This is a genomic window from Streptomyces sp. NBC_00829 (assembly GCF_045161795.1).
GTDB lineage: Bacteria > Actinomycetota > Actinomycetes > Streptomycetales > Streptomycetaceae > Streptomyces.
This window is the reverse complement of the sequence record NZ_CP108867.1, coordinates 92,560-118,008: the sequence shown is the minus strand read 5'-3', so window position 1 is coordinate 118,008 and position 25,449 is coordinate 92,560. Positions and strand designations below refer to the sequence as shown.

Sequence of the window (25,449 nt, the reverse complement as noted above, 5' to 3'; positions counted from 1 at the left end):
TCCCGCCTGGCGGGACGTGCCGCTGATCGGCCTTTCCTTGCAGGTCAGAGCCGTGTGGCGTGGTCTCCATGACAGTGGATATCAGGATCGTCCGAGCCGGTCAGATGTACCGCTACTTCTTGCGCCAGACCGTTGTCGGCGACGGCCGCCGCCCAGCCCGTACGCCGATGCGCGAGGCTCAGGAGCAAGCCGGCGTCCCGGCCGGACGATGGATAGGCCGGGGACTTGCCGTGCTCGGTTTGACGCCGGGGCAGGAGGTCGCCGAGGCGCAGCTGCGGAACCTCTTCGGCGAGCGGGGCCGGCACCCGTACGCGGACCGGATCGAGGCCGACCTTCTCGCCAAGGATGAGTCCCCGAAGACGGCGTTCAAGGCTGGCGCCCTCGGACGCCGGGTGACGGTCACCGGTGTCGACTTCGTCTTCCGGCCGCAGCCGACGATCTACCTGTTGTGGGCGCTGGGGGATGAGGAGACCCGCCGGGTGATCGAGGCCGCGCATGAGCGCGCGATCGAGCGGGTGCTGGAGTGGATCGAGGACGAGGTCGCGGTGATCCGCTACGGCAAGGACGGCATCTACCGGGTGCGGCCGCCCGGCGGTCTGGTCGCCGCGCGCTTCCGCCACTACGAGGCGCGCTCCGGGATGCCGCTGCTCCATGACCATCTGCTGCTGTCCGTGAAGGGGCAGCGTCTGGACGGGAAGTGGGGTTCGATCCACACCACGGCCCTGCACGAGAACACCGTCGCCGCCTCCGCGCTCTACAACGAACTCGTGGCCGCTGAGGTCTGCGAGGCGCTGGGGCTGGCGACCGAGCCGCGCACCGTCACCCCGGGGCGCCGGCCGGTGATGGAGATTGCCGGGGTGCCGCACGAACTGATCCGCTGGACCTCCCGGCGCAGCGACCAGATCGCCGCCTGCCTCTCCGAGCTGGAGCACGAGTACGTCACCGCCGTCGACGACGACGGCACCCCGCGGTTCCTGCCCGTGGTCTCGGAGAAGGCCCGCGCCAAGCTGAACCAGATCGCCGCCCGCAAGACCCGCCCGCCCAAGCAGAAGACCCGGCCACTCGCCCAGCTGCGCAAGGAGTGGAAGGAGAGTGCGATCCTCACCTCCGGGGTGGCCGTCGACATCATCAACTCCCTCCTCGAGTACGCCCGTGCCGCGGCTGCGGCGATCTGGGCCCGGGTCGCCCCCGTGGTCGACGTCGCCCTCGCGGCCGTCGACGTCACCGCGACGGTGTTCGTGATGAACGACGGCGGCCGCTTCCACCGACGGCACCTGCTCGCCGAAGCCCGCCGCCACCTCGCCCTGGTCCTGCGCGGCCGCCGCCGCGACCCCGGCCTGGACGACCAGATCGTGGCCGCCGCCATCTCCACCCACTGCCTGGACATCAGCGAGCCGAAGACCGCGCGCGGCCTGGAGGCCAACTACCGCCTCTACACCGCCCGATGGGCCCTGTCCGACCTCCCCGCCCGGCACCGCCCACCCACCCCCGCACCCGACCCGGACCGGCAACCTCCGGCCGATCCCGGCGAGCCGGCTGCGCCCCGGCCCCCGGGCCAGGACGCGGGGGAGTGGGAGATCCCCCGGATCCCGCTGCAGTACGACCGTGCGGTCCTCGTCGGCGCGGTGGTGCGGGAGAAGCTGCGCACCGCCACTGCCGTGCGGGGCCGGGCGTACGACGTCGTCGCGCACCAGCAGGCCGCGATGCCTGAGCAGCTGCTCGCGCCCCGGGACGCCGACCCCGAGCACGACCAGGAGCCGGAGGCCTGGCCACGACCGGGGATCGACCTGACGGCACTGCGAGCCCTGAAGGCATCGCGCACCGACGTGGAAGCCCTCGATCTCACCGATGAACGATTGCGCCGTCTCCAGGACGTCTTCACCAAGGCGGCCGACCAGGCCCGCGCCACCATGAACCGCTACGCCGACCGGGAGGACGCCGACGCACCGCACCCGGCGCGCGAGGACGACCAACGCACGCACCACCCCCAGCAGCCGGACCCGCACCAAGGGCGAGAGGCCGGCCCTGGCCGCTGAGTTCACCCACCGGGCGCATGGAGGAAAGCTGTCGGCACCGTCCCCCCAGACGGATGAATGAGCTGCCGCAGCGGCAAGCCAGCTGTACCGGCGGGCCCTCCTGACAGCACACTGCTGGGCGGCCCCCATCGGTGGGCCAGCATCCGCAGGGCGCTCTCCGGCCAGACGCCCCGATGTCTTACGACGGACGCGAAGGAGCCAGGCCCCGACCCTATGCCGCACAACCCAACCTGTTCGCACCTACCTGTGCGTACCGGGGCCGGACGGTCCGCAGTTCAGGAACGCTGATGAGTCACGGACACCTCCTCACGCAGAAGGCCCGCTACCGCTCCCGATGCACTGGCCTCGGGCACCAGGCCGGCCTCCAGCACCTCCAAGCCCTCCAGGGGCAAGACCCGGTACCGGCCGCCAGCCGGGACCAGGCCCGCCTGGAGGCCGCCGTGTTCGAGCGGCTGGGCGGCACGATCGACTACTGCGCTCACCCCGCCGGCGTCGCGCGCGTCCGTCCCAGCGCCGACCACTTGGTCGTGGAGGTCGATCCCAAGCTCGGCCCCGAGCACTCGCTGCCGGAGCACTCCCTTCAGGCTCTGCTGCCGACCCAGCACACCGGGCCTGACGAGGACGAAGGACGAGAGCCGGGAGGCATCGCCGGGGTCAGGCTCCTCGGGATCGACACGGCGGGCCTCCACCTCGGGCTCGTAGGCACAGACGCTCGCGTCACCATCACCGGACCGGACCCCAAGCAGTGGCGGACCATCGTCACAGAGCACAGGGCCTCATGTCACGACGGCGACCTGCTCCCACTGTGGGACGCACCCGCGTTGACCCCATTCGAATCTGCCTACCTGGCCGCATATCCAACCTGGTGGGAGGAGCAAGCAGACAGCGCGTGGGTCGCCAGCGGCCTGCTCCGCCGCATCGCTCTCTTCCACACAGTGACCAAGCCCTACTCCCTCAAGTACTGGCCGCACGGACTGGGCTGGAAGTTCGAGCTGCGCTACGAACACGATGTCCCGATGGACCATGAGGCGCTCCTCGCACACCTGACCCACCCGGTATGGGGAATGCCGCTTCGAGCCACTCGCGATCACTGCGTGTGCAAGCCGTGCGACTGCGACAAGGGAGCAGAGCGCAACTGCTGGTACACCCTCGATACGGGAGGACGCCGTCGCGGCGAGATCGGGATCCACTTCCGTCGCGTCCGCGCCGGCCGCGACACCGAGCATGAGTACGGGCGACTGGTCGCGGCAGGTGCTGACCCCAACTGGCTCGCGCAGGCCCTACCGGCCCACCACCAGCGTTCAGCCGCCTAGAACGCGCCCCCAGCATTCGGGCCCGCACCGCGTGCGAGAAGCCGGCCCCTGACGCACCCGCGTTTCCCCTTGACGTGTGTCCTGAACATGCAACTTCCTTTCATGTTCAGGACACACGTCAAGGGGAAACGCGTTGTTCGGGCACCCCACCCAGTGGCGCGCACCGGGTGGATGCACGACACCCCCACCCTCCGGCTATCCGGCGTGCGGCTATTGGTGCGCACCGTGGAAGGCCGCCGCCATCGCCAGGTGCTCGTCCCGCATCGTCTCCAAGGTGTCGGCGGTGTACCCATTGTCGGCGTCCGGGATGACGTTCGCGGTGAACCGGATGACGCTGCGGGCGATGCCCAGCGCCGCTGTGGCGGGGGAGTCCGTCGCCCAGTTGGCTGTGTCGGCTTCTTCGGGAGTCGTTTCGGCGTGACTTCGGGAGTCGTTTGGCGGCCGGCCTCGTGATCGAGCGGCTCGCCAGGCGCCCCGCAGCGGCGGACACACGGAGTCACGCGCACACGGTTCCATCTCCTTGCACGCCTGATCGTCGTTCCTCACGTGGCGTTGCGACGGCAGACTGTGGAGGTGAACTCTGATCTCTATCCCGACCTGGCTGCTGTCGGCAGCCTGGCTGCCGCGCTGGAACAGCTTGCCGCCGAACTCGGCATCGATCTCACGGTGGTGCCTCACGATGGAGGGTCCCCTGTTTCGGCGGGCATCGCTTCGTCAATCCCGGGGCGCAGGCCGCTGTCCGTCTACATCGGGGCGGATGACCGCTGGTTCGGCGTTTCCGGCTGGGGCCAGGGGGTCGAGCTCATCACCGGAGCCACGCCCGACCTGGCCGATGTCGTCAGGGCTGGTGCGGCATGGGATCAGGGCAGGAGCCTGCGGGAGTTGCGGGCTGGGCTGCCGTTTCTGCACGTCAGTGAGCGCGCCGAGGCCCACGAACGCGGGCCGGCAGCAGTCGTGGAGCTGCAATGGCGCACGATGCGGGAACAGGCTGCCGAGGCCCCGGATTTCCCTGCGTTCGGCGAGCTGGTGGAAGCGGCGCATGCCGAGCCGAGGCTACGACAGCTTTACGTGTTCTCCAGTCACTGGACGCTTGGTTTCAGCTCGTGCACCGGGTTCCCGTTCCATGTGGAGGTGGCCATCGCTCCGTCGCACAACGGCAGCCCGTACCTCGTGATGACGCATCCCCATTCCGTCGTGATCGGCGAGGCTGCCACAGCTGAGGAGGCAGTCGCTTCGGCGGTGTCCCACCTCCCCGCTGGGCTAGGTCCAGCTGTTGCGGGAACCGCCGAACGGGATGAGTGACGCATCCGAGAAGGAAGCGGCAGGCCGAATCTAGTCACGGACAGTCATCAACATCACGGTCAAATGACTCTCCGTCAGGTGGTCGGGGGCGGGGAAATTCAACTGGCCACCCACGTGGTCAACGGTCAGTCTCAAACTGCGGCCACAACCTTGACCAGGTCCGCTACCGGCCACGGTCAGACCGCGGACAAGGGGGTCCCCTGCACGCTGCTCCTTCGCAACGACCGCCCCGGCCGGGGCAGCGAAGGAGACGAGTCGATGACGACCACCCACCCGAGGGGCCGGGCAGCGGCACCGCTCGGGCCGATCACACCGGAAGGCTGGCCCGTGGTGGGCAAGCCCAAGGGGGCTCCCTGGGTGCCCACTTCGGAAGGCACTCAGGGACCCCCTTTGGTGCCCGGCACCCGAGGCCGGAGGAAAACCCCTTGTCAGGGCAGCAATCGGCGCGAAAACTGCGCCGTCACATCCCTCTTCTCTACTCCTGATGTCAGTAGTGGAGGAGATCATCGGGTTCCGGGAGGCCCGGACGCCCTCCCAGGCCGGGCGCGGCCAGCAGCAGCGGCGGCGGTCGGCCAGCGACCGGTCGCGAGCGAAGGAGCAGAGCTGATGGCGGGGAAGCGGAAGACCAACCCGGCGGGGTCGACGAACAGTTTCCGCGGTGATGTGCTGCGCGTGCTCGGAGCGTTGAAGGTGGCCACGGCTGATCAGATCCAGCGGATCGGCGCTCCGCACCTGAGCTTTAGGCACGCCGACAAGGAGACCCCGTCGAAACAGAAGCAGGCCCGCACCGCCTCGCACACCGGCGCGTTCTCCGACATGCGCAAGCACGGCCTGTCCGAGAACGGGGGCTCCACCGAGACCGGGGACTCCCTGCGGAACCTGACCCTCAAGGGCCTGGAGGCTGCCTCCTACGAGCTGCGGCGCCCGGTGACGGAGATGGGTTCCACTGCACGCGGTGCGGGCTCCAGCGGGGCTTCCCACCCGATGGCCGTCAACGAGACCGTGATCGCGATGCTGCGCCCGAAGCCGAACATGGCCAAGCTCGCCGACGATCTGGCCGAAGTCCGGGCGGCTGCCCAGGCCGCCGTCGACGCGCCAGCCGGGATCGGCACGATCGCCTCGTACTGGACCGAGATCCCGCTGCCCGCCACCGGCACCTGGAACGCGCCGGGGAAGGGCGGCGCCCAGGCCGACATGGTCCTCACCGCACCGCAGGACCAGGTGCCGCTGCTGTTCATCGAGGTCGACAACTGCCATGAGACCGCGGAGGAGCTTGCCGACAAGCTGGAGAAGTACGCCCGTTTCTTCCGGCGGGAGATGAAGGACACCGACGGCAAGGAGCGCCCGATGTGGCGTACTCGCTGGACGGCTCCGGCGACTTGGTCGGGCGATGCGACGCATCCGCCTGTGCTGCTGGTGTTCAACCGTGTTGGTGAGCGCAACCCCAACTGCACGGTCCCGCGCCTGATGGAGCTCACCCGGCACCTGTGGGAGGGGGAGCGGCAGCGTGGCGGGCACCATGTCTACGACGGGAGGATCCCGGTCATCGCGACGGGGCTGCAGAACCTGCGCGAGCACGGTCCGGCCGGCCCCGCGTTCCTCCGCTTCGGCCGCGACGGCATGCAACCCCTGCTGGAGGCGATCGGCAACCCCCGCCGCGAGGCGGCCGACGCCCGTGCCCGGGAAGAGGCCCGGGTTCGCCAGGAGGAGTACAAGGCACAGGTACGGCGGGCGGCAGAGGAGCAGGCGGCGAAGAAGGCAGCCGAGCGTGAGGCCCGCCGTCCGGTCTGCACCGGTTGCGGGGCGAAGTTCACCGACGAACGGTGGGAGGCGGCGCAGGCGACGGACTGGGGCACCCCGAAGGACTCCCACCCGCAGCTCTGTGACGACTGCAAGCATCGGGCCGAGGCCGCCGCACGGCAGGCCCAGGTCGACAACGAGCGCCAGGAGCAGGACCAGGCCGTGCCCGAGCAGAAGGCCACCCGCTGGTTCTCGCGCCGCGCCTGACTGGGCAAGCCCGCCTCGCCCGACGACAGCGGGGCCGGACAGGATCACCTGCCCGGCCCCGCTGCTCGTTCCCGGCTGCTCACCGGCTGAGGCGGATGCGCGGCCCCCACGCGAACTCGAGGTCGTCCAGCAGAACGGTCTCCAGCTCCTTCTCCCACTGGCCGCGCAGACCGAACGGGTTGGTCTCCATCCGCTCCAGGATGACCAGGGTCTCGGGCTGCCCGATCAGCGCGTACTGGCCGTGCGAGGCGGGCCGACTGCCCGGCCCGTACGCGCGCAGCAGCTCTTCCAGGCGGGCGCGGTGCTGCTCCACGAACGCTTCCAGGCGCTCGATGTACCCCTCGCGTTCCTCGGTGCGCACCGCGCTCAGCGCGACGTCCAGGAACTCCCCGTCCGGCCAGTGGCGGTCGTCCGGCGCGGCGACGGCCCACGCGAACCCTTCCGCCACAGCCAGAACGCGCCTTGCGTACAGCGGTGCCGGGGCCGGTTCCTCCACCGGGGCGGGGGAGCCGTGGGCGAGCGGCAGGGCGCTGGAGGCGGTGGTGGTTGCCAGCGGCGTGCCCAGCGCTTCCAGGTGGGCCATGAGCAGGTGTGCCAGGGCGCGGCCGTGGTCGCTGCCGTGTGGTTGCTGGGGGGTGCTGCCGTCGCCCCGATCGCCGGGGTAGGCGAGGTGCCAGGGGTGTACGACGGTGCGGTGGAAGAAGTCGGCGAGCACCTCGAACAGCTCGCTCGCTTCGCGGCCGGTTTCGTACGCGCCGACCACGGCGGCCGCGGCACGTCCGATCTCGGAGCCGGTCAGCGAGAGCGCGTCCAGCATGTGCCGAGCGGAGTTTGAGCTTGTTCTTTATCTACCAAGATCTTCCGGGCTTGCCGATGGCTTTGAGGGTCTCGGGGCGTTTGACGGTCTTGCCCACGTCGTAGCGGGGTGCGGGACGGCGGTTCTTGGTTCCGGGCGGCCGTCCGGACCGGTGCCGCGCGGTTGGGGAACACGGGCGGGGCAGAGCAGGTGGGCTCGGATGTTCCTGAACCCTCGGCGGACCCGGGCAGGGGTGAGGCGTTCGGGCTTGACCGGCTTCTCCCAGGGGCGACGGAGGTCGGCGGCGAGCGGTCGGGCGAGGCGGAGCTGGGTGTGGGCGACGACCAGGAGCCAGGTCCAGCGGTCCGCCGCCTCAGGAGTACGGATCTTCGGAGTGGTCCAGCCGAGCGTCTGCTTTCCGAACCTGAAGGTGTGCTCAAGATCGAACCTCCTGAGGAACACCTGCCACCACAGGTCCACGTCGGCTGGGGCGGCGCCGGTCTTCGAGGACCACAGCCAGACCGGCGGGGCCTCCCGGTCCTTCGAGAGGTGCTCGACCTTCAACCGGATCAAGGTGCCCTCGACAATGGGAAGTTCACCGTCGTGCTCGAGCCAGGCCGAGCGGTGGGTCAGCCGCGGGTGGACCCGGTCCCACGCCTGAGCCTCGGCCTTGCCGTAGTTCACCGTGTCGGTGGCCGTGGTGATCGCTGCCTCGGGCCAGGTCTCCGGTTTGGCGAAGCGGAACTCCGGCCCGTGCTTGGGCGGGTGGCCGCCGCGGGGATGGGCGCGATGGAACTCCTCACGCGAGGGTGCAGGACAGCGCATCACCCGGTCCGAGCGGACCCGGCCGACCAGTTCGACGGGAAGGTCCCGCAGGACCCAGGCCAGGCGGGTGACGTCATAGCCGGCGTCCATGACGATTGTGATGTCCGGGTCCCCGGACTGCCATTGGCTGGCCGCGACGAGCCGCTCGACCACGGCCCTCAGCTGGGCGGCGGTAACCGCGGTCGCGTCGTCCTCAGGTCCGAGCCGGACCACGTCCAAGATCCCTGTCCATGACGTGGCCCCAGGCTCCAAGACGGCGACGAAGGAGTACGGCCAGCCCGGGATGAACTGCGAAGCCGTTTTCGCCCGCCCGTAGACGTGGCAGAACAGCCTGTCCGCAGAGCATGGCGCGTCCGACCGCAGCCACGGCGACACATCGACCGCCAGCACCAGACGTCGGTCTTCGAATCGGGGCAGCGGCAGCCCGGCGAGCAAAGTGCGCAGCCGCTCGATGTCGATCCGGCCGCGGTTGAGAGCGCCGTACAACGCGCCGTGACCACGCCGGTGCTCGGGCACCAGCGTCAACTCCACCGGCGAGAGGACCGGCCCGTCGACGCACAGCAGCGCGTCGGTGAGCTCGAACAGTTCGTCACGCCGGGCGGTCAGACACTCGTAGAACTCGCCCCGGAAGCGTGACGCTTCCGCGAACGCTTCGCGCCGGACATCACGGCACACCACACTCATGACAACGGCCTTCGGTTGATCCCGTACCTCTGTGACGGAGCACAGGATCAAGCGAAGGCCGCCCTCACGTCCGGCGAATGCCCAGGCGAGCGACATAGTTCGAGTCGCCATTCGAGACCGGAAGAAAAAGAACAAGCTAGGAGGGACGCGCACTCGGTGAGGGAGGTCCTCGTGATGCTCAGGCCGCCGGTGGAGCCGATGCTGGCGCAGGCTGCGGAAGCCGTGCCGGGCCCGGCCGCTGTGCGGGCGGGGGTCGCGTACGAGCAGAAGCTGGACGGTTCTCCAGACATCCGGAGGCGTCTTACGACTTACGACCCGGATCTGCTGGTGTGGAGATTTGGCCTCGGGGGCCCGAGGTGGAGATCGCGTGGCGACAATGGGCGCTGTTGCCACGGTGATGAGGGGGATGACACATGGTCGAGACAGTGGTTCAGATCTTTGCTCAGATGGCTGGGGGAACCGTAGCCGCGGTGGGCACGGGGGTGGGGCAAGCGGTAGCGGACATCGTGCGTGAGCGGTTAGCGCACAGTGAAGTTGGTCGTTCGGCGATGCGGGCTGTCGAGGAGCGGCCGGCCGACCCTGTGGCGGGGTCGCAGCTTCGCGCGCTGCTTCAGTCAGAGTTAGACGCCGATCCGGACTTTGCCCGGAAGATCTCCGTGGCTCTGGCAGGTTCTCCGCCCGCCGAGTCTCCCCGCTCGGCATTGGGCAGCATCACGATTGACGGATCCACGTTGCGAGGCCGGAACACCATCTCCCTGGGGCCCGTCACCCTCCACAACACACGCAATGTCCGCTTCTCCCTGCTCGCCGGGGCCCTGGTGTTCGTCGCTCTGATTGCGGCGGGGATCTACGGCGGGACACAGCTCGTCACCGGCAGCGGCGGACAAGAGGCCAGGTCCGTGACCGCGCTGAGCGCCGGCGCCACACGACGGATCCTGCCGGAACTGTCTGCTCTGCCGGCGGGCTGGACTCAACCCGCCGGGCCCGAAGCCAAGGAGGCCAACGAGGGCAGTAAGGAGATGGGTCTGACTCACATGGAGTCCGTCGAATTCCTGATGCGATCCCCAAACGCCGAACTGCAGCTCGGCGTCGCCGCCTTCGCTAGCGCGGACAAGGCCGCCGCCTTCTATCGCGGGGCAAAGGAACAGGAGGTCGCAAGCCGGAAGGACGCTCAGGTCCCGGTGTCGCAGACCGGGGACGAAAGCTTCGCGTCCTCCATTCCGCCCGGGAACGGAAAGGAGGGACGCCTCGACCTGATCATGCGCGTCGGTACGGTCATCGTGCTCATGAGTGGTGACAGCGTCGAAGGACAGCCCTTTGAAGCCTCACGACTCGAAGTCCTCGCAAAGATGATGGCTGAGCGCGCTCAGCAGGCCCAGAACGGTCAGGAGCCGGTGGCCGCCGCCCGGAACGCGTGAGCAGGTCACCAGTAACGCAGGCTGGGGTGGGAAGCCCGCACGGCGTCTCGTGAGACACCCAGAGTCTGGAGAAGGACGGTCACCGGGCGATCGTCTTCACCGCGTCCGGGCCGGGTGGCACGGTGGTGGTGCAGACCCGTCGCGGGGCGCTGGTGCAGGACCGGTGGCCGGACCTGGTGGCGGCCGCCGAGGCGCAGTTGCCACAGGGCCTGGTCCTCGACGGCGAACTGGTCGTCTGGGACACCAAGGCCGGCCGGTTGTCGTTCGAGGCGTTGCAGCGCCGGGCCGCCACCCGCGCCCGCGGCGCCCTGGCCCTCGCCGTGAAGTGGCCGGCCTACTTCGTCGCCTTCGACCTTTTTGCTGTTGCGGCCCCCCTTGGAAGTGAGCGCTCTTAGAGGCTGACCTGCGCATTGCTCAGTTCGATGAGCGGGGCGCGTCAAAAGTTACTCATGGGTAGGCTGTTGGGTCGAGTCGGTTGAGTCGATGTGACCTGCGGGTTTCTGGGATTTTCTCACTATGAGTGTTGGCGGCTCGGCGTTACTGGGCGGCCGGTAGTGGCGGTCGAAGACAGGTGGGCTGGCCATGGCCGAATGGTCCTTCTCGTGGCTGGAAGTCGTCGGTTGCGCCGGTGGGTCAGGCCAGGTCGAGGGGCGAGGGGCTGGGGCCGGCGAGCGGGCCGGGGTCCCAGGGCGCGACGGGTGGCAGCGGAGGGGTACCGCCGTCGGCACGGAACGCGTTGCGCGGGCCGATGATGTGTTCCTGGTGCAGGCGGTGGGAGAATAGAGCGTCGTCGAGGAGGTTGACCAGCCCGTCGCGGCCACCGTGACGGCCCGACAGCCGTGTGCAGTACGCGGCTTGGACCACCCAATGAGTCAGTACGCGGCGCACCACGGACCGCATGGTATGCAGATCCGATTGCTTGTCCTTGGCTCCGTGGGCGTAGGCAGAGCGCGCTGCGTAGCCCGCCCCTGCCGTGTTGCGGACCTGCAGACGGTCATCGTCGTCCGCTCCGACGAGCATGGCGGCACGCTGCTGGACTTTGCGGCCAACCTCGACTCTGCTGCGCAATTCGGCGGGCGGTGACGCGCTGCGCATCCAGAGCCTCGACAAGGCCCGCCTTGTCGGTTTCTGTACCGGGCTCCGGACGCCATGCCGACGCAGCGCCGTCACGCCGGGCAATAGCGCAGCAGAGTCAACCTCGGCATGCCCGCCGTCCCCGCCGGTCAGCAGAGACTCCATCGCCGCTGTGAGTCGGAACGCGGCTTCGCTCAGGTGCAGGGGCGACACGGTGGTTGTGCCCCCGGAGTCGCCGAGTGCATGGCACTTGACGAAGAGGAAGTGATCGGCGGCTCGCGCGAGTTGGTCTTGGCGCCGTGCATCGAGCCCGGTGGCGTGGGTCAGGAAGGCGCGGCAGAACGTGGCAACGTCCGCGTCGTGCCCGTGGCTGATCATGTAGGCCGGTTGGCGATGGTTCGGTGCGAGGGTGTAGCCCCAGCAGGACACTTCCGAGGGAAGCGGCCAGCCCAGGTGCGGGCGGACGACGCGGCGCCCTGGTTCCACCAGGTAGCGAGGGCCGGCCACGACCGGGACCTCAAGGGCGAGATTGAGCGCGAGCAAAGGCCGCACGAGTTCCCGCGGCTGGTCGTCGTCCACGGGGACCGGGACGCTCCCCAGCGGGCGGCGGAGCAGGCCGAATTCGTGCATTTCGTGCAGAGCGCGCGGTGCGAGTAGATCCCCCGGAATGCCGGGTGCTCCTGCCAGGGGCAGTTGGGGATCGGTTGCGTAGGCGAACTAGGCGAACTAGGCGAGCTGCCACCCGCCGATGTCGACGGGTGGGGCGTCATCGAGGGTGAGGTTGACGCAGAGGTACTCCCATTCGGGGAGCGGCGGACCGTACAGGTAGCCGACCGCCCGTTCCACGGCCTCGGCGATGCTGAACCGGTCACTGCTCGTCAGGGTTTTCAGTGCGGTGCGTGTGGCCTGTGAGACCAGGCTTCTGCCCCCCGGGAAAGGCCGGTCACGAAGGCTCGGTTTCCGAGTGCGCGGCGGTGGCACAATAGGAGACGTTACGGCCAATGGGCGGGAAGCCGGGTGGGAAGTGGCGGCTCGGCTTGTCGGTGTTCGGCGGGGGTGAGCACGGATGAATTTGACCCAGCGTGTGGTGGGTGGTGCGACGGGGGCAGCGGTAGCGGTGCTGGCGGGGGCGTTCTGTTTCATGAGCTGGGATCGCGCGGATGAAGTGGCTGGTGTTGTCTCGGCGCTCATGAGCGTGGCAGGTTTGGGTGTTGCGGTGTGGGCCCTGCTTTCCGGCGGCGGTGGGTCCGTGCGGGTTGCGAATACGGGGCCAGCTACCTCCAGGGGGACAGGTTCCTTCGCCAACACCGGCCTTATCGTCTCGGGTGGTATGCGTGGCGATATGACAGTGGACGGGACTGGAAGCGCCGATGCCGAAGACGGGGGAAGGGCGAACACAGGCGTCAACTAGTCGCAGGAGCAACCCACGTTGCCGCAGGCCGACACAGCGGTCGACGAGCTCAGCAGGAAGGGCTGGGGTGTGAAGTTGGGGCGACGGCGAGAGCTGAACAAAGACACCGGAAGTTCGCACTCCAGCAACGGGTCACTGTCGAACAGCGGCCACATGACCGTTGGCGGGGATCTAGTTCTAGGGCCTGTGTGATGTCGTGATCAATTTTGCGGATCCGGATCCGCTTGGAAACGGGATCCGGTAGGAAGACGGTCGTGACGCGCAGACAACTGACTGACGAGCAGTGGAAGTTGATCGAGCCGTTCCTGCCGATAGGTGAGTACGGCCCCTACCCCGAGCGGCTGCGGGATCAGTTCGAGGGGGTGATCTGGCGGTTCAGGACAGGTGCGCAGTGGCGTGAGATGCCCGGCGTGTTCGGGCCCTGGCCGACCGTCTACGGGCGCTTTCGGGTCTGGAGGAACGCCGGGGTCTTCACCGCCCTGTTGGAGGGCCTGATTGCCGGAGCCGCCCGCCAGGGCAAGACAGACTTATCCCTGGTCAGCGTCGACTCCACGACCGTCCGTGCTCACCACGACGCCGCTGGGATGCTCGTCGGCAAGGACGTCATGGAGGCCCTTGAGGAAGCCGCCGCCGAGCAGGAACAGGCCCGGCAAAAGGGGGCGATGAGGCGGAACAGAACGGGCGGGGCGGAGGAAACGAGCCCGAGCGTGCCGAACGCCGACGCGTCCGCCGCCGATACCGGCTCCGCCTGAAAGAAGCCCTGCTCGGCAGGTCCCGCGGCGGACTGACCAGCAAGATCCACCTTGCCGCCGACCGCAAGCGCCGACCGCTGTCGTTCGTTCTGACCGCCGGGCAGGCCGCGGACAGCCCCCAGTTCGTCCCCGTGCTGAAGAAGATCCGCGTCCGTCTGCCAGTCGGTCGGCCCCGCACCCGGCCGGACGCGGTCGCCGCGGACAAGGCGTACTCGTCCCGCGCCAACCGCGCCCACCTGCGACGACGCCACATCAAGGCGGTCATCCCGGAGAAGAAGGACCAGGCCGCCAACCGCAAGAAGAAGGGCAGCCACGGCGGCCGACCCGTCCTTTTCGACGCCGATCTTTACCGTGATCGCAACACCGTCGAGCGACTGATCAACCGGCTGAAGGACTGGCGCGGCATCGCCACACGCTTCGACAAGACACCCGAGAGCTATCTCGCCGGCCTCGAACTGCGCGCCTCGATGATCTGGCTCGGAGAGCTCCTGCAAGCAGCCGATTGATCACGACATCACACAGGCCCTAGGGCAGCGGACTGGAGTGAGGTCCTCAGGCTACCTGTTGGAGGTCGCCGAACTAGCGGCCGAGCACTTCGACGGACGGGAAGCCGAGCTCGCGGAGATGACCGTGTTCTGCACCGCTCCCGATGCTCAGGGTTCTTCGACGGCGGGCACGGGATACTGGCGCTGGCTCGCTCCTGCATGGTCAGGCAAGACCGCGTTGATGGCACAATTCGCGCTCCATCCGCCGCAAGGCGTGGACGTGCTGGCGTTTTTCATCACTTCGCGCGCAGCCGGCCGCTCGGACCGTACAGCGTTCCTGTCTGCGTTACAGGGACAGCTGCGCGAGTACCTACATGAGGGAGACGTGGATTGTGTCTCGAAAGGGCAGTTCCTCAATGCATTGAAATGCGCGGCCACACAAGCTGCGGCAGCGGGACGACGGCTGGTGCTTCTGGTCGACGGGTTGGACGAGGACACCGGAGTGGAGTCGGCAAGCAGCGGCTACAGCATCGCCTCACTTCTGCCACGGGACCCCCCTGCAGGCATGCGCATCATGGTGGCGGGCCGTACGAACCCGCCCGTCCCCAGCGACGTGCACGAGAGCCACGCACTGTATAGCCGGCACATCGACCATGTTCTGGCAGTCTCAGAGGCCGCGCGAGTAGTCCGGCAGGCTGCCGAGCGTGACCTGCAGACCCTGCTGGCAGGCGGATGGGAGGGGCGAGAGGTGGCGCGGCTGGTCGCAGCAGCCGACGGCGGTCTGAGCATCCAGGATCTGGCCGACCTGCTCAACCAGGCCAACAGCGAGATGAGCCCCCGGGACGTGCGGGAGACGCTGGGTGGGCACATCGGCCGGTCATTCCAGCTCCGGTCTGCTCAATGGCCCGGCTCCGAAGAGTCTCCGACGCATTTGATTTTCTTCGCCCACGAAGAACTTCGGAAGGCCACGCTGAAGAGCATGTCGCCCCAGGTCTTGGACGCCTATCGGGAGCGGATTCATGCCTTCGTCGAGCATTGGCGCGCATCCGAGTGGCCCGTCAGCACACCGGAATACGTCCTGATCGGCTACCCGCACCTTCTGCGCGACCTGAAGGACACCGAGCGGTTGACCGGTTTGGCAACGGATGCTTTGCGGCACGAACGACTGTGGCTGATCACCGGCGCGGATACACAGGCGCTGGCTGAGATCACAGATGCCTTCCGCCTCCAGAGTGCCTCCGCCGCCCCCGACCTTACCGCATGCGTACGGCTGGCTTACGGTCGGCACTGCCTTCGCCGAAAAGCCGCCAATGTCCCCCACGAACTCATCATCACCTGGGCTCAGCTGGGCCAGGTGCGCCGAGCTTTCGCTCTGGCCCCCTGTCCAAACCCCTCCAGGGCAGACCGACATCTGACCATCTCTTCGGGCAGCTCGTCCACGTGGCCCGGGCCCACCCCGACATCGCCACTCTCGCAGGGGCCGCTGCCCGCACGATTGCCGATCCCTTCGAGCGGCATCAAGCCCTGACCTCCGTCGTGCAGGCCCTGGCAGCCACGGGTCAGCATCAGCAGGCAGCCGACATCGCCCGCACCATCACCGGCAACTACCAGCAGTCCGAAGCCCTGACATACGTCGCGAAAGCCCTGGCCGCCGCTGGTCAGCATCAGCAGGCAGCCGACATCGCCCGCACCATCACCGGCAACTACCAGCAGTCCGAAGCCCTGACCTGCCTCGTAGGGACGCTTGCCGAAGTCGGGCAGCACCAGCAGGCAGCCGACATGGCTAAGGAATCAGCTGATATCGCCTGCACTGGCACCAACGACTATGAGCAGGCTCGAGCCCTGACCAGCCTCGTAGGAGTACTTACCAGAATTGGGCAGCATCAGCAGGCGGCCGAGATCGCCTGCACCATCACTGACAGCAAACAGCGGGCCCAGGCCCTGACCGCGGTCGTAACGGCCCTGGTCACCGCTGGGCGGTACCAGGAGGCAGTCGGCCTTGCCCGCACCATCACCGACACGTTCTCGCAGACTTACGCCCTGAGGCACGTTGTAGAGGCCCTGGCCGCCGCCGCGCGGTATCAGGACGCCGCCGACCTCGCCCGCCGTATCACTGACAAGTACCAGCATGCCCAGGCCCTGACCTCTGTCGTGGAGGCCCTGGCCGCCGCCGGGCGGTACCAGCAGGCGGTTGACCTCGCCCACACCATCACCCGTGCCTACTCGCGGGCCTCCGCCCTGACGCACGTTGTGGAGGCCCTGGCCGCCGCCGGGCGGTACCAGCAGGCAGTTGACCTCGCCCACACCATCACCCGTGCCTACTCGCGGGCCTCCGCCCTGATCCACGTCGCAAAGGCCGTGACCCCCACCGGCCACCACCAACAGGTCGCCGACCTGGCCCTGGAGGCAACCGACCTCGCCCGCCGTATTACTGACAAGTACCAGCAGGCCGAAGTCCTGACCTCGATCGCGGAGGCCCTGGTCACCGCTGGGCGGTACCAGGAGGCAGTCGACCTCGCCCACACCATCACCGACACCAAGCTGGCGGGCGACGCCCTGACCCGCGTCGCCCAGGTGCAGGTCTCTGCCGTGGAGGCCCTGGCGACCGCCGGGCAGCACCAGCAAGCAGTCGACCTTGCCTGCACCATCACGGTTGCGATCGAGCAGACCCATGCCCTGCTTTCCGTCGTGGAGGCCATGGTCACCGCCGGGCAGCATCAGCAAGCAGCCGGCCTCTTCCGCGCCATCACTACGGACTACTACTGGCAGACCCATGCTCTGACTTCTGTCGTGGAGGCCCTGGTCACCGCTGGCCACCACCAGCAGGCCACCGACCTCGCCCGAGAGGCAACCGACCGAGCCCGGACTCTCACCGAGTCCTACATGAGGACTCTCATCCTGCCCGGCGGCGTCGAGGCCCTGGCTGCTGCCGGGCAGTGGCGGCAGGCAGTCGACCTCGCCCGCACCATCACGGACACCGAGCCGCGGGCCTGCGCCCTGACACACGTCGCCAAAGCCCTAGCCACCGCCGGGCAGCACCAGCAGGCCACCGACCTCGCCCGGGAAGCAGCCGAGCTCACCCGCACCCTCACAGACTCTGGCCAGCAGGACCGCGCCCTGACTTTCCTCGTGAAGGTCCTGGCGGCCGTTGGGCAGTGTCGGCAGGCAGTCGATCTTGCGCGCAGCATCATCGACGCGGGGGAGCAGGGCTACGCCCTGACGCATGTTGTAGAGGCGCTGGCGACCGTCGGGCGGTATCAGGAGGCAGTCGACCTTGCCCGCACCATCACCCCCACTCACTGGCACACTCATGCCCTGGCTTCTGTCGTGAAGGTCTTGGCGGCCGTTGGGCAGTATCGGCAAGCAGTCGACCTTGCCGGCACCATCACCGACGCGGGCGGGCAGGGCCGCGCCCTGACGCACGTTGTAGAGGCTTTGGCTGCTGCCGGGCAGTGTCGGCGGGCAGCCGAGCTTGCCCGCACCATCACCGACACCGGCGAGCAGGACCGTGCCCTGGCTTCTGTCGTGCAAGCTGCTGCCACCACAGGGCAGTATCAGGAGGCAGTCGACCTTGCCCGCACCATCACCGACAGCGGACAGCCCTCCGCATTGGCCTCTGTCGTGGAGGCCATGGTCGCCGCCGGGCAGCATCAGCAAGCGGCCGACCTCGCCAGAGAAGCAGCCGACCTCGCCCGCACCTTGACCGGTTACTACCAGAACGACTCGGCCCTGACCTGCGTCGTAAGGGCCCTTGCCGCGACCGGGCAGGATCAGAAGGCCGCCGATCTCGCCGGAGAAGCAGCCGACCTTGCCCGCGTCTGTAAGGAGCCCCCCGAGTTGGAGGGCTTCGCCCTGATCACCGTCGTGCAGGCCGTGGCCGCCGCTGGGCGGCACCAGCTGGCCGCCCACCTCGCTGGCACCGGCACCGGCCCGGAGGCCACCGCCCTGATCTCCGTCGTCAAGGCCATGGCCGCCGCCGGGCAGCACAAACAAGCAGCCGACCTCGCCCGCACCATCACTGAACCCGACCGACAGACTCAGGCCTTGCTGACTGTGGTGAATCAGTGCAAGAGGCCAGCCGAGAAGACTCTTCTACTGGCCGAGGCGTTGGCCCTGGGCGACTGGATGCAAGTGCTGGCGCAGCTCCCGGACTTGGCGCCCGAGGCCCTGGAACCGTTGGCACGGTCGTTGCTGTCCCAGCGGTGAACCGCGGTGGCCGACTGTCCCAAGGGCACCTCGATCTGCGAGAGAAGCGGGAGCGGGAACAGGCGGGGCAGACGGAAGATGTCGACGATCATGTGCATTACGTGATGTTGGGGAGAATCGTGATCGTCGACAACGACCCGATCCGCCACGGCCGGGCCGTACGCGTCGCGGTCGAGATCACAGCTCAGGCGGATCGGACCGGGCTGCGCGTAACTCGGCGCAAGGGCGCCGACACCCGCGCCCGCTACGCCCCCGTGCTCGACAGCACCAGCACCAGCACCAGCACCAGCACCAGTGTGAGGTCTCACTGATGTTGAGGTAGTTCCGCCTTCCCGACCTGCGGACTCGTAGATGTACTGAGATGGATTGAAGGGGCCTTGTCGGGGACGGTGGAAGCGTGACCTGCGGTACTGCATGTTCGATGAGATTGCCGCAGATGCTGTGAGAGTGCCTATGCAGCCTGTCTGTTGGTGGGTGTGACGGCCCCTCGAGTCGCGGTGGGTGGTCTCGATGGGGGCGGGGGGTGCCCCTATGGGTTTCGTCAAGCTGATGGGGCGGGCTGTGGGTCGTAGAAGGTGCCGTCGCGGAGCATCGCGAAGAGCACGTCGGCTCGTCGTCTCGCGAGGCAGAGGAGGGCTTGGGTGTGATGCTTTCCCTGGCTGATCTTTTTGTCGTAGTAGGTCCGGGAGGCCGGGTCGGCCAGAGCCGCGAACGCGGACAGGAAGAAGGCTCGTTTGAGCTGCTTGTTTCCGCGCCGGGACGGTTGTTCGCCGCGGATCGAGGAGCCAGAACTGCGGGTCGTGGGGGCGAGGCCGGCGTAGGCGGCGAGGTGGGCGGCGGTCGGGAACGAACTGCCGTCACCGACGTCGATGAGGATGCGGGCTCCGGTCCTGACGCCGATCCCCGGCATGGACGTCAGGACCTTCGAAAGAGGGTGGTTCTCCAGCAGTTCTTCGATCCGAGTGGCCAGGAGTTTCCGCTGGTCAAGCACTGCTCGGAGCGAGTTGGCGAGGCTGGGGACGATCAGGGCGGCCGCGTCGGTGCCCGGGACGACGACGGTCTGTTCGTCCAGTGCGGTGAAGATGTCCTCGACGAGCCGCTCGGCCATCCGCGGTGCCTTCGGACGTATCAACGCAACGAGCCGCCGGCGTCCGGCTTTGCGGATCTGGGCCGGGAGCCGAACTGGTCGAGGAGCTTGAGCACGGCCGGGTGTTGGACGCGCGGGCCCAGGACCCGTTCCAGCGACGGGTGGATCTGGGTGAGCAGGCCCCGCAGGCGGTTGCTGATGCGGGTTGCTTCGCCGGCCAGGTCGTCGTCGAAGCCGACGATCCAGCTCGGCGACGGTCTCGTCCTTAAGGTCGACCGAGCGGAGCGTGTGAGGCATCACGCGGGCCGTGTCCGCGATGATGAACGCGTCGCGGGCATCTGTCTTGGCCTCGCCGGGATAGAGGTCGGCGATCCGCCTCATCGTCAGGCCGGGCAGATAGGCGACCGGGCAGCCCATGTCCCGGGCCACCGCCAGCGGCAGAGCGCCGATCGAGGCCGGCTGGTCGACCACCACGAGCACGGTCCCGTGCTTGGCCTGCAGTTTGCCGAACACTTCGCGGAGCTTCGGCTCGCTGTTGGGCAGCCGTTTGTCGAAGGCTTTCTTCCCGGCCGGGGTGACGGCGGTGGCGTGGTGTTCGCCCTTGCCGACGTCCAGGCCGAGGAAGGTGCCGATGTCACTGACGTCGATCACGTGCGTCCTTCGGTCGTCCTTGCCCGGCCGTCCAACGGCACCGATCGCCACATCCACATTACGAAGAGCCTCCCGACCTGCGAAGACCGGTGGCCATGCCCCTGACTTGTTGAATCGACCCCAGACGCTCGGTCTGCAGCCGTAGCGTCCAGGGCGCCGGTCGGCACTGGCTCGCATAGCTCCTTGCCGCCCTGCGGGGCTGGCTCATGATTAGCGTGCCGCCGCCGACCGGCACCCGCGCGGTGTGGCTCGACAGAGGCATGAATGCGTGTGACCGCTACTTCAAGTCAGGGTGCCCACCGCACACTTCTGCCGCTTCGAGCACCAGGTCAGGACGCGCGTGATCACGATCGGGATCGACCCCCACAAGTCCTCACACACAGCCGTCGCCATCGACGCCGCAGGCCACAAGACTGGCCAGCGGCGCTTTGTCGTGAACGCAGGCACCTTCCAGAAGCTCATGCGCTGGAGCGAGCAGTGGCCCGAACGACGCTTCGCGGTCGAAGGCGCCGGCGGCCTCGGCCGCACGCTCGCCCAGCAGCTGGCCGCCGCAGGCGAGGACGTCGTCGACGTGCCCTCAACCTTGTCGGCCAGGGCCAGGCTCCTGGCCACCGGTGGTGACCGCAAGACCGACCCCGCCGACGCCCTCCACGTCGCTCAGGTCGGGCTCTTCCGCACCGACCTGCGCAAGGTCACTGCCGAGGACCAGTCCACGATCCTTCGGCTGCTGACCGAGCGCCACAACGACCTCGTCAACGAACGCACCCGCATCACCAACCGCCTGCACGCCGTTCTGCGCGACCTGCTTCCCGGAGGCGCCCCCACCCGGCTGTCGGCGGACAAAGCTGCCGCCCTGATGAAGGGCATCCGACCGCTCACCGCGACCGACAACTGCCGCCGCGACATCGCCCCGGACTTGCTGGCCGACCTGCGCCGACTGGATCACCAAGTCAAGGACAACGAAGCCTAGATGCGCGACGCTCTCGCCGCCTCACGGTCGACGCTGACGTCCCTGCCCGGACTGGGTACGGTGCTCGCGGCCAAGATCCTCGGTCACATCGGTGACGTCAGCCGCTTCCCGACGGAGCACCACTTCGCCAGCTACACGGGAAGTGCGCCGCTGGACGCCTCCAGCGGGAAGAACGTCCGCCACCGGCTCAACACTGGGGGGAACCGGGCCCTGAACTCGGCCTTGCACATCATCGCCATCTGCCAGATCCGCGATGGCGGCCGCGGCCAGGACTACTACCGGCGCAAGATCGCCGAGGGAAAGACACCTGCCGAAGCCCGCCGGGCCCTCAAACGACGCCTCTCGAACGTCGTCTACCGAACCATGAAACGAGACCGGCAACGGCAACTTGCAGCAGCCGCTTGACACACAGAGGCGCTAATCAGTGGTCTGTCGATGCCTCCGGAGCCGGTGACACCGCGCCCCAAGACATGCGATCGACAGGGGGAGAAAGTCATGCCAACTCCGAAGGCCGGGCGCCCCATTGCGGGGCTACCGAGAAGGTAATGGGGGGTGGATGATGCCTCGTTTCAGGCGCGTCGGTCGCACGATTTCGACGCTCAGTACACCCGCCGGCTTCCGTGGTGTCGGCCTGTCGGCGTCCGCCGACGTGACCGCCGTCGAGCGGGCGATGTAGATCCTGAAGGGGGCTTGTCTGCCGCGCGCAGTCCCGTGTCCGGGTGGAGCGTACGCCTCTGACCTCAAGGGTTGCCGAAAGCAAGGCTTGACGGATAGGGTCTCTGGGTCCTTAAAGCTTGACATCAGCTAGGTTTGAGGGGAGGGTGGGATGACGCGTCCTATGGATCTGCTTCTCGCGGAGCTGGATCGCCGGGGAGTCGGCAGTCGGCAGACGGCAAAGGGCTCCTGGGTCTTGTCCCGTGACGGCACCATCATCGCGATCGGCGGCGAACCCGAGACGGAGAGCGGGTGGATCGACTTGATCAATCAACTGCGACGAGCAGGCTGGGTCTCCCCTGAGGAGGACTAGGCGGGCACGGCGGGGGCCGGAAGGCCAGGTCCCCGCTCCCCGTTCCACGGGACGAAGCAGAAAAGGCCGAGAAGAGGACACGGGAGAAGGGGTCATGGAAAAGGAATGGCAGGCATCTGTGATCGTTGACGACCTCGATCCGCCTACTGACGAGGTGATCGACGAATTGTGGCGCTTCCCGGGGGGCACCCTCCGGTACGAGGAACGATGGCGGCGCCTCTACCTGGTGTGGCGGCTGATGGCGCCTACGCTGGCGGTGGCTGCGCCGCAGGCCTTCGAGACTGCTCACGAGGGTCTGAAGGCCGTGCTGGGGCGCGAGCCTGAACTGACGGGTCTGCGTGTGATCACGGCAGAGCAGGCCAACGCCGAGCGTGACTATCCTCAAGAGCAAGAACTCATGGGATACAGGGAAGCAGCGGCAGTGTTGGGTGTCAGCCGCCAGCGAGTCGCTCAACTGGACGGCAGCCATCCTGACTTCCCCCGTCCCATTGGGCGCATTGGTGCTGGACCCGTCTTCACCGCTGCTTCTGTGCAGTCCTTCGCCGAGCGGTGGGACCGCAGCCCAGGGCGGCGAAGGGTGGCTTAGACGGGTGAGACCGGGAAGCTCCGCTGGCCTCTGGCCTTCATTGGCCAGCGGAGCCTTTCCCGCCCCCACAGTCATGGCAGCAGCCATTGCCACCGCGGAGGCGCGGGCTGGTCGCCGTTGCGGCACCGACTTGGCCGTGCCGTTCCCTCTGGCTCCTGGCATTGGCCGGAGACCACCCTGCCGATTGGCCACGCGCGGCCGTGGTCGGGGCAGCCGGCGACTTGCGGGCAACGCCGAGGAACTGCTGGGTAAATGCGGTCCCAGACGGTGCCGTCCACTGCCGTGAGAGTCCCAGCGCCGCACCACCCTCTCCGAACTGGCGGCGTGCGCCTGTAACTGCTGCGCCACACCGGTTTCGTCTGCACGGTGGTGTGCCGGCCCAAGTGCTGCATGGCATCCTGCAGCACCGCGAGGGCAGCCAACGCGACACCCTTCATTCGTGGGCTTGGTCAACGTGCGCGGGTCCTGCGCTAAGGCATGAGGTGGGGGATCTGGTCCAGTAGTTTGTAGGACGCTACGGCGACGCCGGCCCCTGCGACCACCAGGGCACAGGAATCAGCGGTTGGCGCAGGTGCAATGGCAGTAACAGAGCTGATTGTTGGGAGAGTTGGGCCGTATGGCTCTCGGGTGGTCAGGTCCCACATGTGCACTGTGTGATCACTGCTGCCAGTGATGGCCACAGCGCGTCCGTCGGGCAGAGTGGTGGTTGCCAATGACGTGATCATTCCCGCATGTCCGACGAGCGGTTGGCCCAGCGGCTGGCGCTTGGTGAGATCGTATAGGCGCAGGGTATGGTCTCGGCTTCCGGTGATAGCGACCGGGTGGCCGTTTGGCAGGGTAGTGGTCGCCACTGCGGTTACCCAATCGCTGTGCCCGGTGAGCGGGTTCCCGAGTGGCTTGCCGGTTTCGAGGTTCCATACGCGTGCTGTTTTGTCGTAGCTGCCGGTGATGGCGACGGTGCGGCCGTCGGGCAGAGTAGCGGCTGCTACGGCTACCAGCCAGTTGCTGTGGCCGGTCTTGATGGGGGCTCGAAGCAGCTCGCCAGTGGTCAGGTCCCACAGGCGCAAGGTTCGGTCCCGGCTACCGGTCACGGCTACGCTGAGGCCATCAGCCGTAACTGCTGTAGCCACCGATGTGACCCATCCGGTGTGCCCGGTGAGCGGGTTCCCGAGTGGCTTGCCGGTTTCGAGGTTCCATACGCGTGCTGTTTTGTCGTGGCTGCCGGTGATGGCGACGGTGCGGCCGTCGGGCAGAGTAGCGGCTGCTACGGCTACCAGCCAGTTGCTGTGGCCGGTCTTGATGGGGGCTCGAAGCAGCTCGCCAGTGGTCAGGTCCCACAGGCGCAAGGTTCGGTCCCGGCTACCGGTCACGGCTACGCTGCGATCGCCAGGCAGTGCAGTGGTTGCTACCGCGGTCACCCAGTCCTCCGGCGCAACGGCCAGCCTGCTCGTGGTGTGTGAGGCAGCTAAATCCCATAGCTGCACGGTGTGATCATGGCTTCCGGTAATGGCCAACGTACGGCCGTCCGGCAAGGCGGCGGTCGCCGCAGAGGTAACCGAGCCTGTATGACCCGTCAATGGCTCACCGACAGGCTGACCAGTGGTCATGTCCCACGCCCGTGCGGTGCGATCCCAACTCCCGCTGAGGGCTACCGCCCGCCCGGGAAGGAAGGTGGCGGTCGCCACAGAGGTGACCCATCCGGTGTGTCCGGTGAGGGGCTCGTTGATGGGCTGGTGGGTGGCGAGGTCCCACATGCGCAGTGTTCGATCCCGGCTGCCGGTGATGGCGACGGTGCGGCCGTCGGGCAGAACAGCGGTCGCCACACAGGTGACCCATCCGGTGTGTCCGGTGAGGGGCTCGTTGATGGGCTGGTGGGTGGCGAGGTCCCACATGCGCAGTGTTCGATCCCGGCTGCCGGTGATGGCGACGGTGCGGCCGTCGGGCAGAACAGCGGTCGCCACGGAAGTGACCCATTCTGTGTGACCGGTGAGGGGTACACCGGCCAGTTCACCTGTTTCGAGGTTCCATACGCGTGCTGTTTTGTCGTGGCTGCCGGTGATGGCGACGGTGCGGCCGTCGGGCAGAACAGCGGTCGTCACAGAGGTGACAGTGCCTGTGTGACCTGTGAGGGGTTCACCGGCCAGTTCACCTGTTTCGAGGTTCCATACGCGTGCTGTTTTGTCGTGGCTGCCGGTGATGGCGACGGTGCGGCCGTCGGGCAGAACAGCGGTCGTCACAGAGGTAACCGCACCTCCGTGTCCGATCAGCGGCTTGCCGATGGGTTGATTGGTGGCGAGGTCCCACACTCGCACCAAACGGTCCCAGCCGCCGCCGCACACCACCATGCGCCCGTCTAGCAGAACGCCAGTGCCCACCGCTTCCACTGCGCCGGTACGGGCGAGGACTTCACCTGGGCCAGTGGGCCACATGGCCCAGCGCACCCGCCAGAACTGATGGGTGCCCTCAGCAGCCAGCGGTGCGCCTCTGGCGGCAGCCCACATTTCCAAAGCAGCGGCGTTGAACCCCGGCCGCCCAAAGTCCCATAGGTGCGTTGCATGCTGAAAAGCTCGCCACAGCACCCACTCGCTGCCTGCAGGTTCCCCTGTTTTGGCCGTCGACGGTGGTGTCAACCGTCGAAGGCGGTCGGCGTCGAGATACGGCAGGAGCGGTGGGGTGAGAACATCACCCAGTATGGCGCCGGCTTCAGCGTGTTCGGCGAGATGACGGCGCACATAGAGCGGCGGCGCTGCTCGGCTGCCGGAGATTTCTTCGCATGCCAAGGCGGCAAGGCGGCGAGTGATGCGCTGCTCCACCCGTCG

The 25,449-nt window shown here is 67.8% G+C and carries 18 protein-coding genes and 2 pseudogenes; 14 read left to right on the top strand and 6 right to left on the bottom strand.

The annotated features are described in order from the left end of the window. Positions 1 to 68: 68 nt before the first annotated feature. Together mobF and OG293_RS00385 are read left to right on the top strand one after the other, a co-directional pair. A complete protein-coding gene (gene mobF, locus OG293_RS00390) occupies positions 69 to 2,036 on the top strand; it encodes a MobF family relaxase (protein ID WP_405996722.1) in 1,968 nt (655 codons plus the stop codon). 287 nt (positions 2,037 to 2,323) lie between these two features. After that, positions 2,324 to 3,349, top strand: coding sequence for a hypothetical protein (locus OG293_RS00385; protein ID WP_405996721.1), 1,026 nt, complete (start codon positions 2,324 to 2,326; stop codon positions 3,347 to 3,349). A 210-nt stretch (positions 3,350 to 3,559) separates the two neighbouring features. On the opposite strand, the gene OG293_RS00380 is transcribed toward OG293_RS00385, so the two are convergent. Then, positions 3,560 to 3,865 (bottom strand): hypothetical protein, encoded by a 306-nt coding sequence (locus OG293_RS00380; RefSeq protein WP_405996720.1) that lies wholly within the window; start codon positions 3,863 to 3,865, stop codon positions 3,560 to 3,562. Between the two features lie 57 nt (positions 3,866 to 3,922). Here OG293_RS00380 and OG293_RS00375 point away from each other — a divergent pair, with 57 nt between their 5' ends. After that, positions 3,923 to 4,651 (top strand): DUF6193 family natural product biosynthesis protein, encoded by a 729-nt coding sequence (locus tag OG293_RS00375; RefSeq protein ID WP_405996719.1) that lies wholly within the window; start codon positions 3,923 to 3,925, stop codon positions 4,649 to 4,651. A 606-nt stretch (positions 4,652 to 5,257) separates the two neighbouring features. Continuing rightward, the gene (locus OG293_RS00370) at positions 5,258 to 6,658 is read left to right on the top strand and encodes a replication-relaxation family protein (RefSeq protein ID WP_405996718.1); all 1,401 of its coding nucleotides are present in this window, start codon (positions 5,258 to 5,260) and stop codon (positions 6,656 to 6,658) included. A 79-nt stretch (positions 6,659 to 6,737) separates the two neighbouring features. Here the strand turns inward: OG293_RS00370 and OG293_RS00365 are convergent, their stop codons facing one another. Together OG293_RS00365 and OG293_RS00360 are read right to left on the bottom strand one after the other, a co-directional pair. Continuing rightward, entirely contained in the window at positions 6,738 to 7,475 is a 738-nt protein-coding gene (locus OG293_RS00365) for a hypothetical protein (RefSeq protein ID WP_405996717.1), read from the bottom strand. Positions 7,476 to 7,506: 31 nt separating this feature from the next. After that, a pseudogene (locus OG293_RS00360) lies at positions 7,507 to 8,963 on the bottom strand (NF041680 family putative transposase). Between the two features lie 413 nt (positions 8,964 to 9,376). On the opposite strand from OG293_RS00360, the gene OG293_RS00355 reads away from it, so the two are divergent. Beyond that, complete coding sequence (locus OG293_RS00355; protein ID WP_405996716.1) at positions 9,377 to 10,381, top strand: hypothetical protein; 1,005 nt, start codon at positions 9,377 to 9,379, stop codon at positions 10,379 to 10,381. Positions 10,382 to 10,446: 65 nt separating this feature from the next. Continuing rightward, on the top strand, positions 10,447 to 10,776 hold the full coding sequence (locus OG293_RS00350; RefSeq protein ID WP_406003459.1) for a hypothetical protein: 330 nt from the start codon (positions 10,447 to 10,449) through the stop codon (positions 10,774 to 10,776). 238 nt (positions 10,777 to 11,014) lie between these two features. Here OG293_RS00350 and OG293_RS00345 read toward each other — a convergent pair whose 3' ends face one another. After that, on the bottom strand, positions 11,015 to 12,085 hold the full coding sequence (locus OG293_RS00345; protein WP_405996715.1) for a hypothetical protein: 1,071 nt from the start codon (positions 12,083 to 12,085) through the stop codon (positions 11,015 to 11,017). Between the two features lie 1,035 nt (positions 12,086 to 13,120). Here OG293_RS00345 and OG293_RS00340 point away from each other — a divergent pair. From OG293_RS00340 to OG293_RS00325, 4 genes and pseudogenes are all read left to right on the top strand, one after another. Continuing rightward, a pseudogene (locus tag OG293_RS00340) lies at positions 13,121 to 14,124 on the top strand (IS5 family transposase). A gap of 58 nt (positions 14,125 to 14,182) precedes the next feature. Further along, on the top strand, positions 14,183 to 15,631 hold the full coding sequence (locus OG293_RS00335; RefSeq protein ID WP_405996714.1) for a hypothetical protein: 1,449 nt from the start codon (positions 14,183 to 14,185) through the stop codon (positions 15,629 to 15,631). Then, positions 15,544 to 18,309 carry a hypothetical protein gene (locus OG293_RS00330; RefSeq protein ID WP_405996713.1) on the top strand — a complete coding sequence of 922 codons (2,766 nt, stop codon included), beginning with the start codon at positions 15,544 to 15,546 and terminating at the stop codon, positions 18,307 to 18,309. Before OG293_RS00335 ends, OG293_RS00330 begins: the two co-directional genes overlap by 88 nt. After that, on the top strand, positions 18,306 to 18,620 hold the full coding sequence (locus OG293_RS00325; protein ID WP_405996712.1) for a hypothetical protein: 315 nt from the start codon (positions 18,306 to 18,308) through the stop codon (positions 18,618 to 18,620). Before OG293_RS00330 ends, OG293_RS00325 begins: the two co-directional genes overlap by 4 nt. 230 nt (positions 18,621 to 18,850) lie before the next feature. On the opposite strand, the gene OG293_RS00320 is transcribed toward OG293_RS00325, so the two are convergent. Further along, positions 18,851 to 20,047, bottom strand: coding sequence for an IS110 family transposase (locus tag OG293_RS00320; protein ID WP_405996711.1), 1,197 nt, complete (start codon positions 20,045 to 20,047; stop codon positions 18,851 to 18,853). A 292-nt stretch (positions 20,048 to 20,339) separates the two neighbouring features. Here OG293_RS00320 and OG293_RS00315 point away from each other — a divergent pair, with 292 nt between their 5' ends. The 4 genes from OG293_RS00315 to OG293_RS00300 all read left to right on the top strand — a co-directional run bounded on the left by OG293_RS00315 (position 20,340) and on the right by OG293_RS00300 (position 22,630). After that, complete coding sequence (locus OG293_RS00315; RefSeq protein WP_405996710.1) at positions 20,340 to 21,017, top strand: transposase; 678 nt, start codon at positions 20,340 to 20,342, stop codon at positions 21,015 to 21,017. Further along, a complete protein-coding gene (locus tag OG293_RS00310; RefSeq protein WP_405996709.1) occupies positions 21,018 to 21,422 on the top strand; it encodes a transposase in 405 nt (134 codons plus the stop codon). 421 nt (positions 21,423 to 21,843) lie between these two features. After that, complete coding sequence (locus OG293_RS00305) at positions 21,844 to 22,044, top strand: hypothetical protein (protein WP_405996708.1); 201 nt, start codon at positions 21,844 to 21,846, stop codon at positions 22,042 to 22,044. 94 nt (positions 22,045 to 22,138) lie between these two features. Next, positions 22,139 to 22,630 carry a hypothetical protein gene (locus OG293_RS00300; RefSeq protein ID WP_405996707.1) on the top strand — a complete coding sequence of 164 codons (492 nt, stop codon included), beginning with the start codon at positions 22,139 to 22,141 and terminating at the stop codon, positions 22,628 to 22,630. 470 nt (positions 22,631 to 23,100) lie between these two features. Here OG293_RS00300 and OG293_RS00295 read toward each other — a convergent pair whose 3' ends face one another. Further along, a complete protein-coding gene (locus OG293_RS00295) occupies positions 23,101 to 25,443 on the bottom strand; it encodes a WD40 repeat domain-containing protein (protein WP_405996706.1) in 2,343 nt (780 codons plus the stop codon). Positions 25,444 to 25,449: the final 6 nt, after the last annotated feature.

Coding starts and splice junctions, on each gene's coding strand:
- mobF (WP_405996722.1), top strand. CDS start 69: ATGACAGTGGATATCAGGATCGTCCGAGCCGGTCAGATGTACCGCTAC.
- OG293_RS00385 (WP_405996721.1), top strand. CDS start 2,324: ATGAGTCACGGACACCTCCTCACGCAGAAGGCCCGCTACCGCTCCCGA.
- OG293_RS00380 (WP_405996720.1), bottom strand. CDS start 3,865: ATGGAACCGTGTGCGCGTGACTCCGTGTGTCCGCCGCTGCGGGGCGCC.
- OG293_RS00370 (WP_405996718.1), top strand. CDS start 5,258: ATGGCGGGGAAGCGGAAGACCAACCCGGCGGGGTCGACGAACAGTTTC.
- OG293_RS00365 (WP_405996717.1), bottom strand. CDS start 7,475: ATGCTGGACGCGCTCTCGCTGACCGGCTCCGAGATCGGACGTGCCGCG.
- OG293_RS00355 (WP_405996716.1), top strand. CDS start 9,377: ATGGTCGAGACAGTGGTTCAGATCTTTGCTCAGATGGCTGGGGGAACC.
- OG293_RS00345 (WP_405996715.1), bottom strand. CDS start 12,085: ATGCACGAATTCGGCCTGCTCCGCCGCCCGCTGGGGAGCGTCCCGGTC.
- OG293_RS00310 (WP_405996709.1), top strand. CDS start 21,018: ATGCGCGACGCTCTCGCCGCCTCACGGTCGACGCTGACGTCCCTGCCC.
- OG293_RS00305 (WP_405996708.1), top strand. CDS start 21,844: ATGACGCGTCCTATGGATCTGCTTCTCGCGGAGCTGGATCGCCGGGGA.
- OG293_RS00300 (WP_405996707.1), top strand. CDS start 22,139: ATGGAAAAGGAATGGCAGGCATCTGTGATCGTTGACGACCTCGATCCG.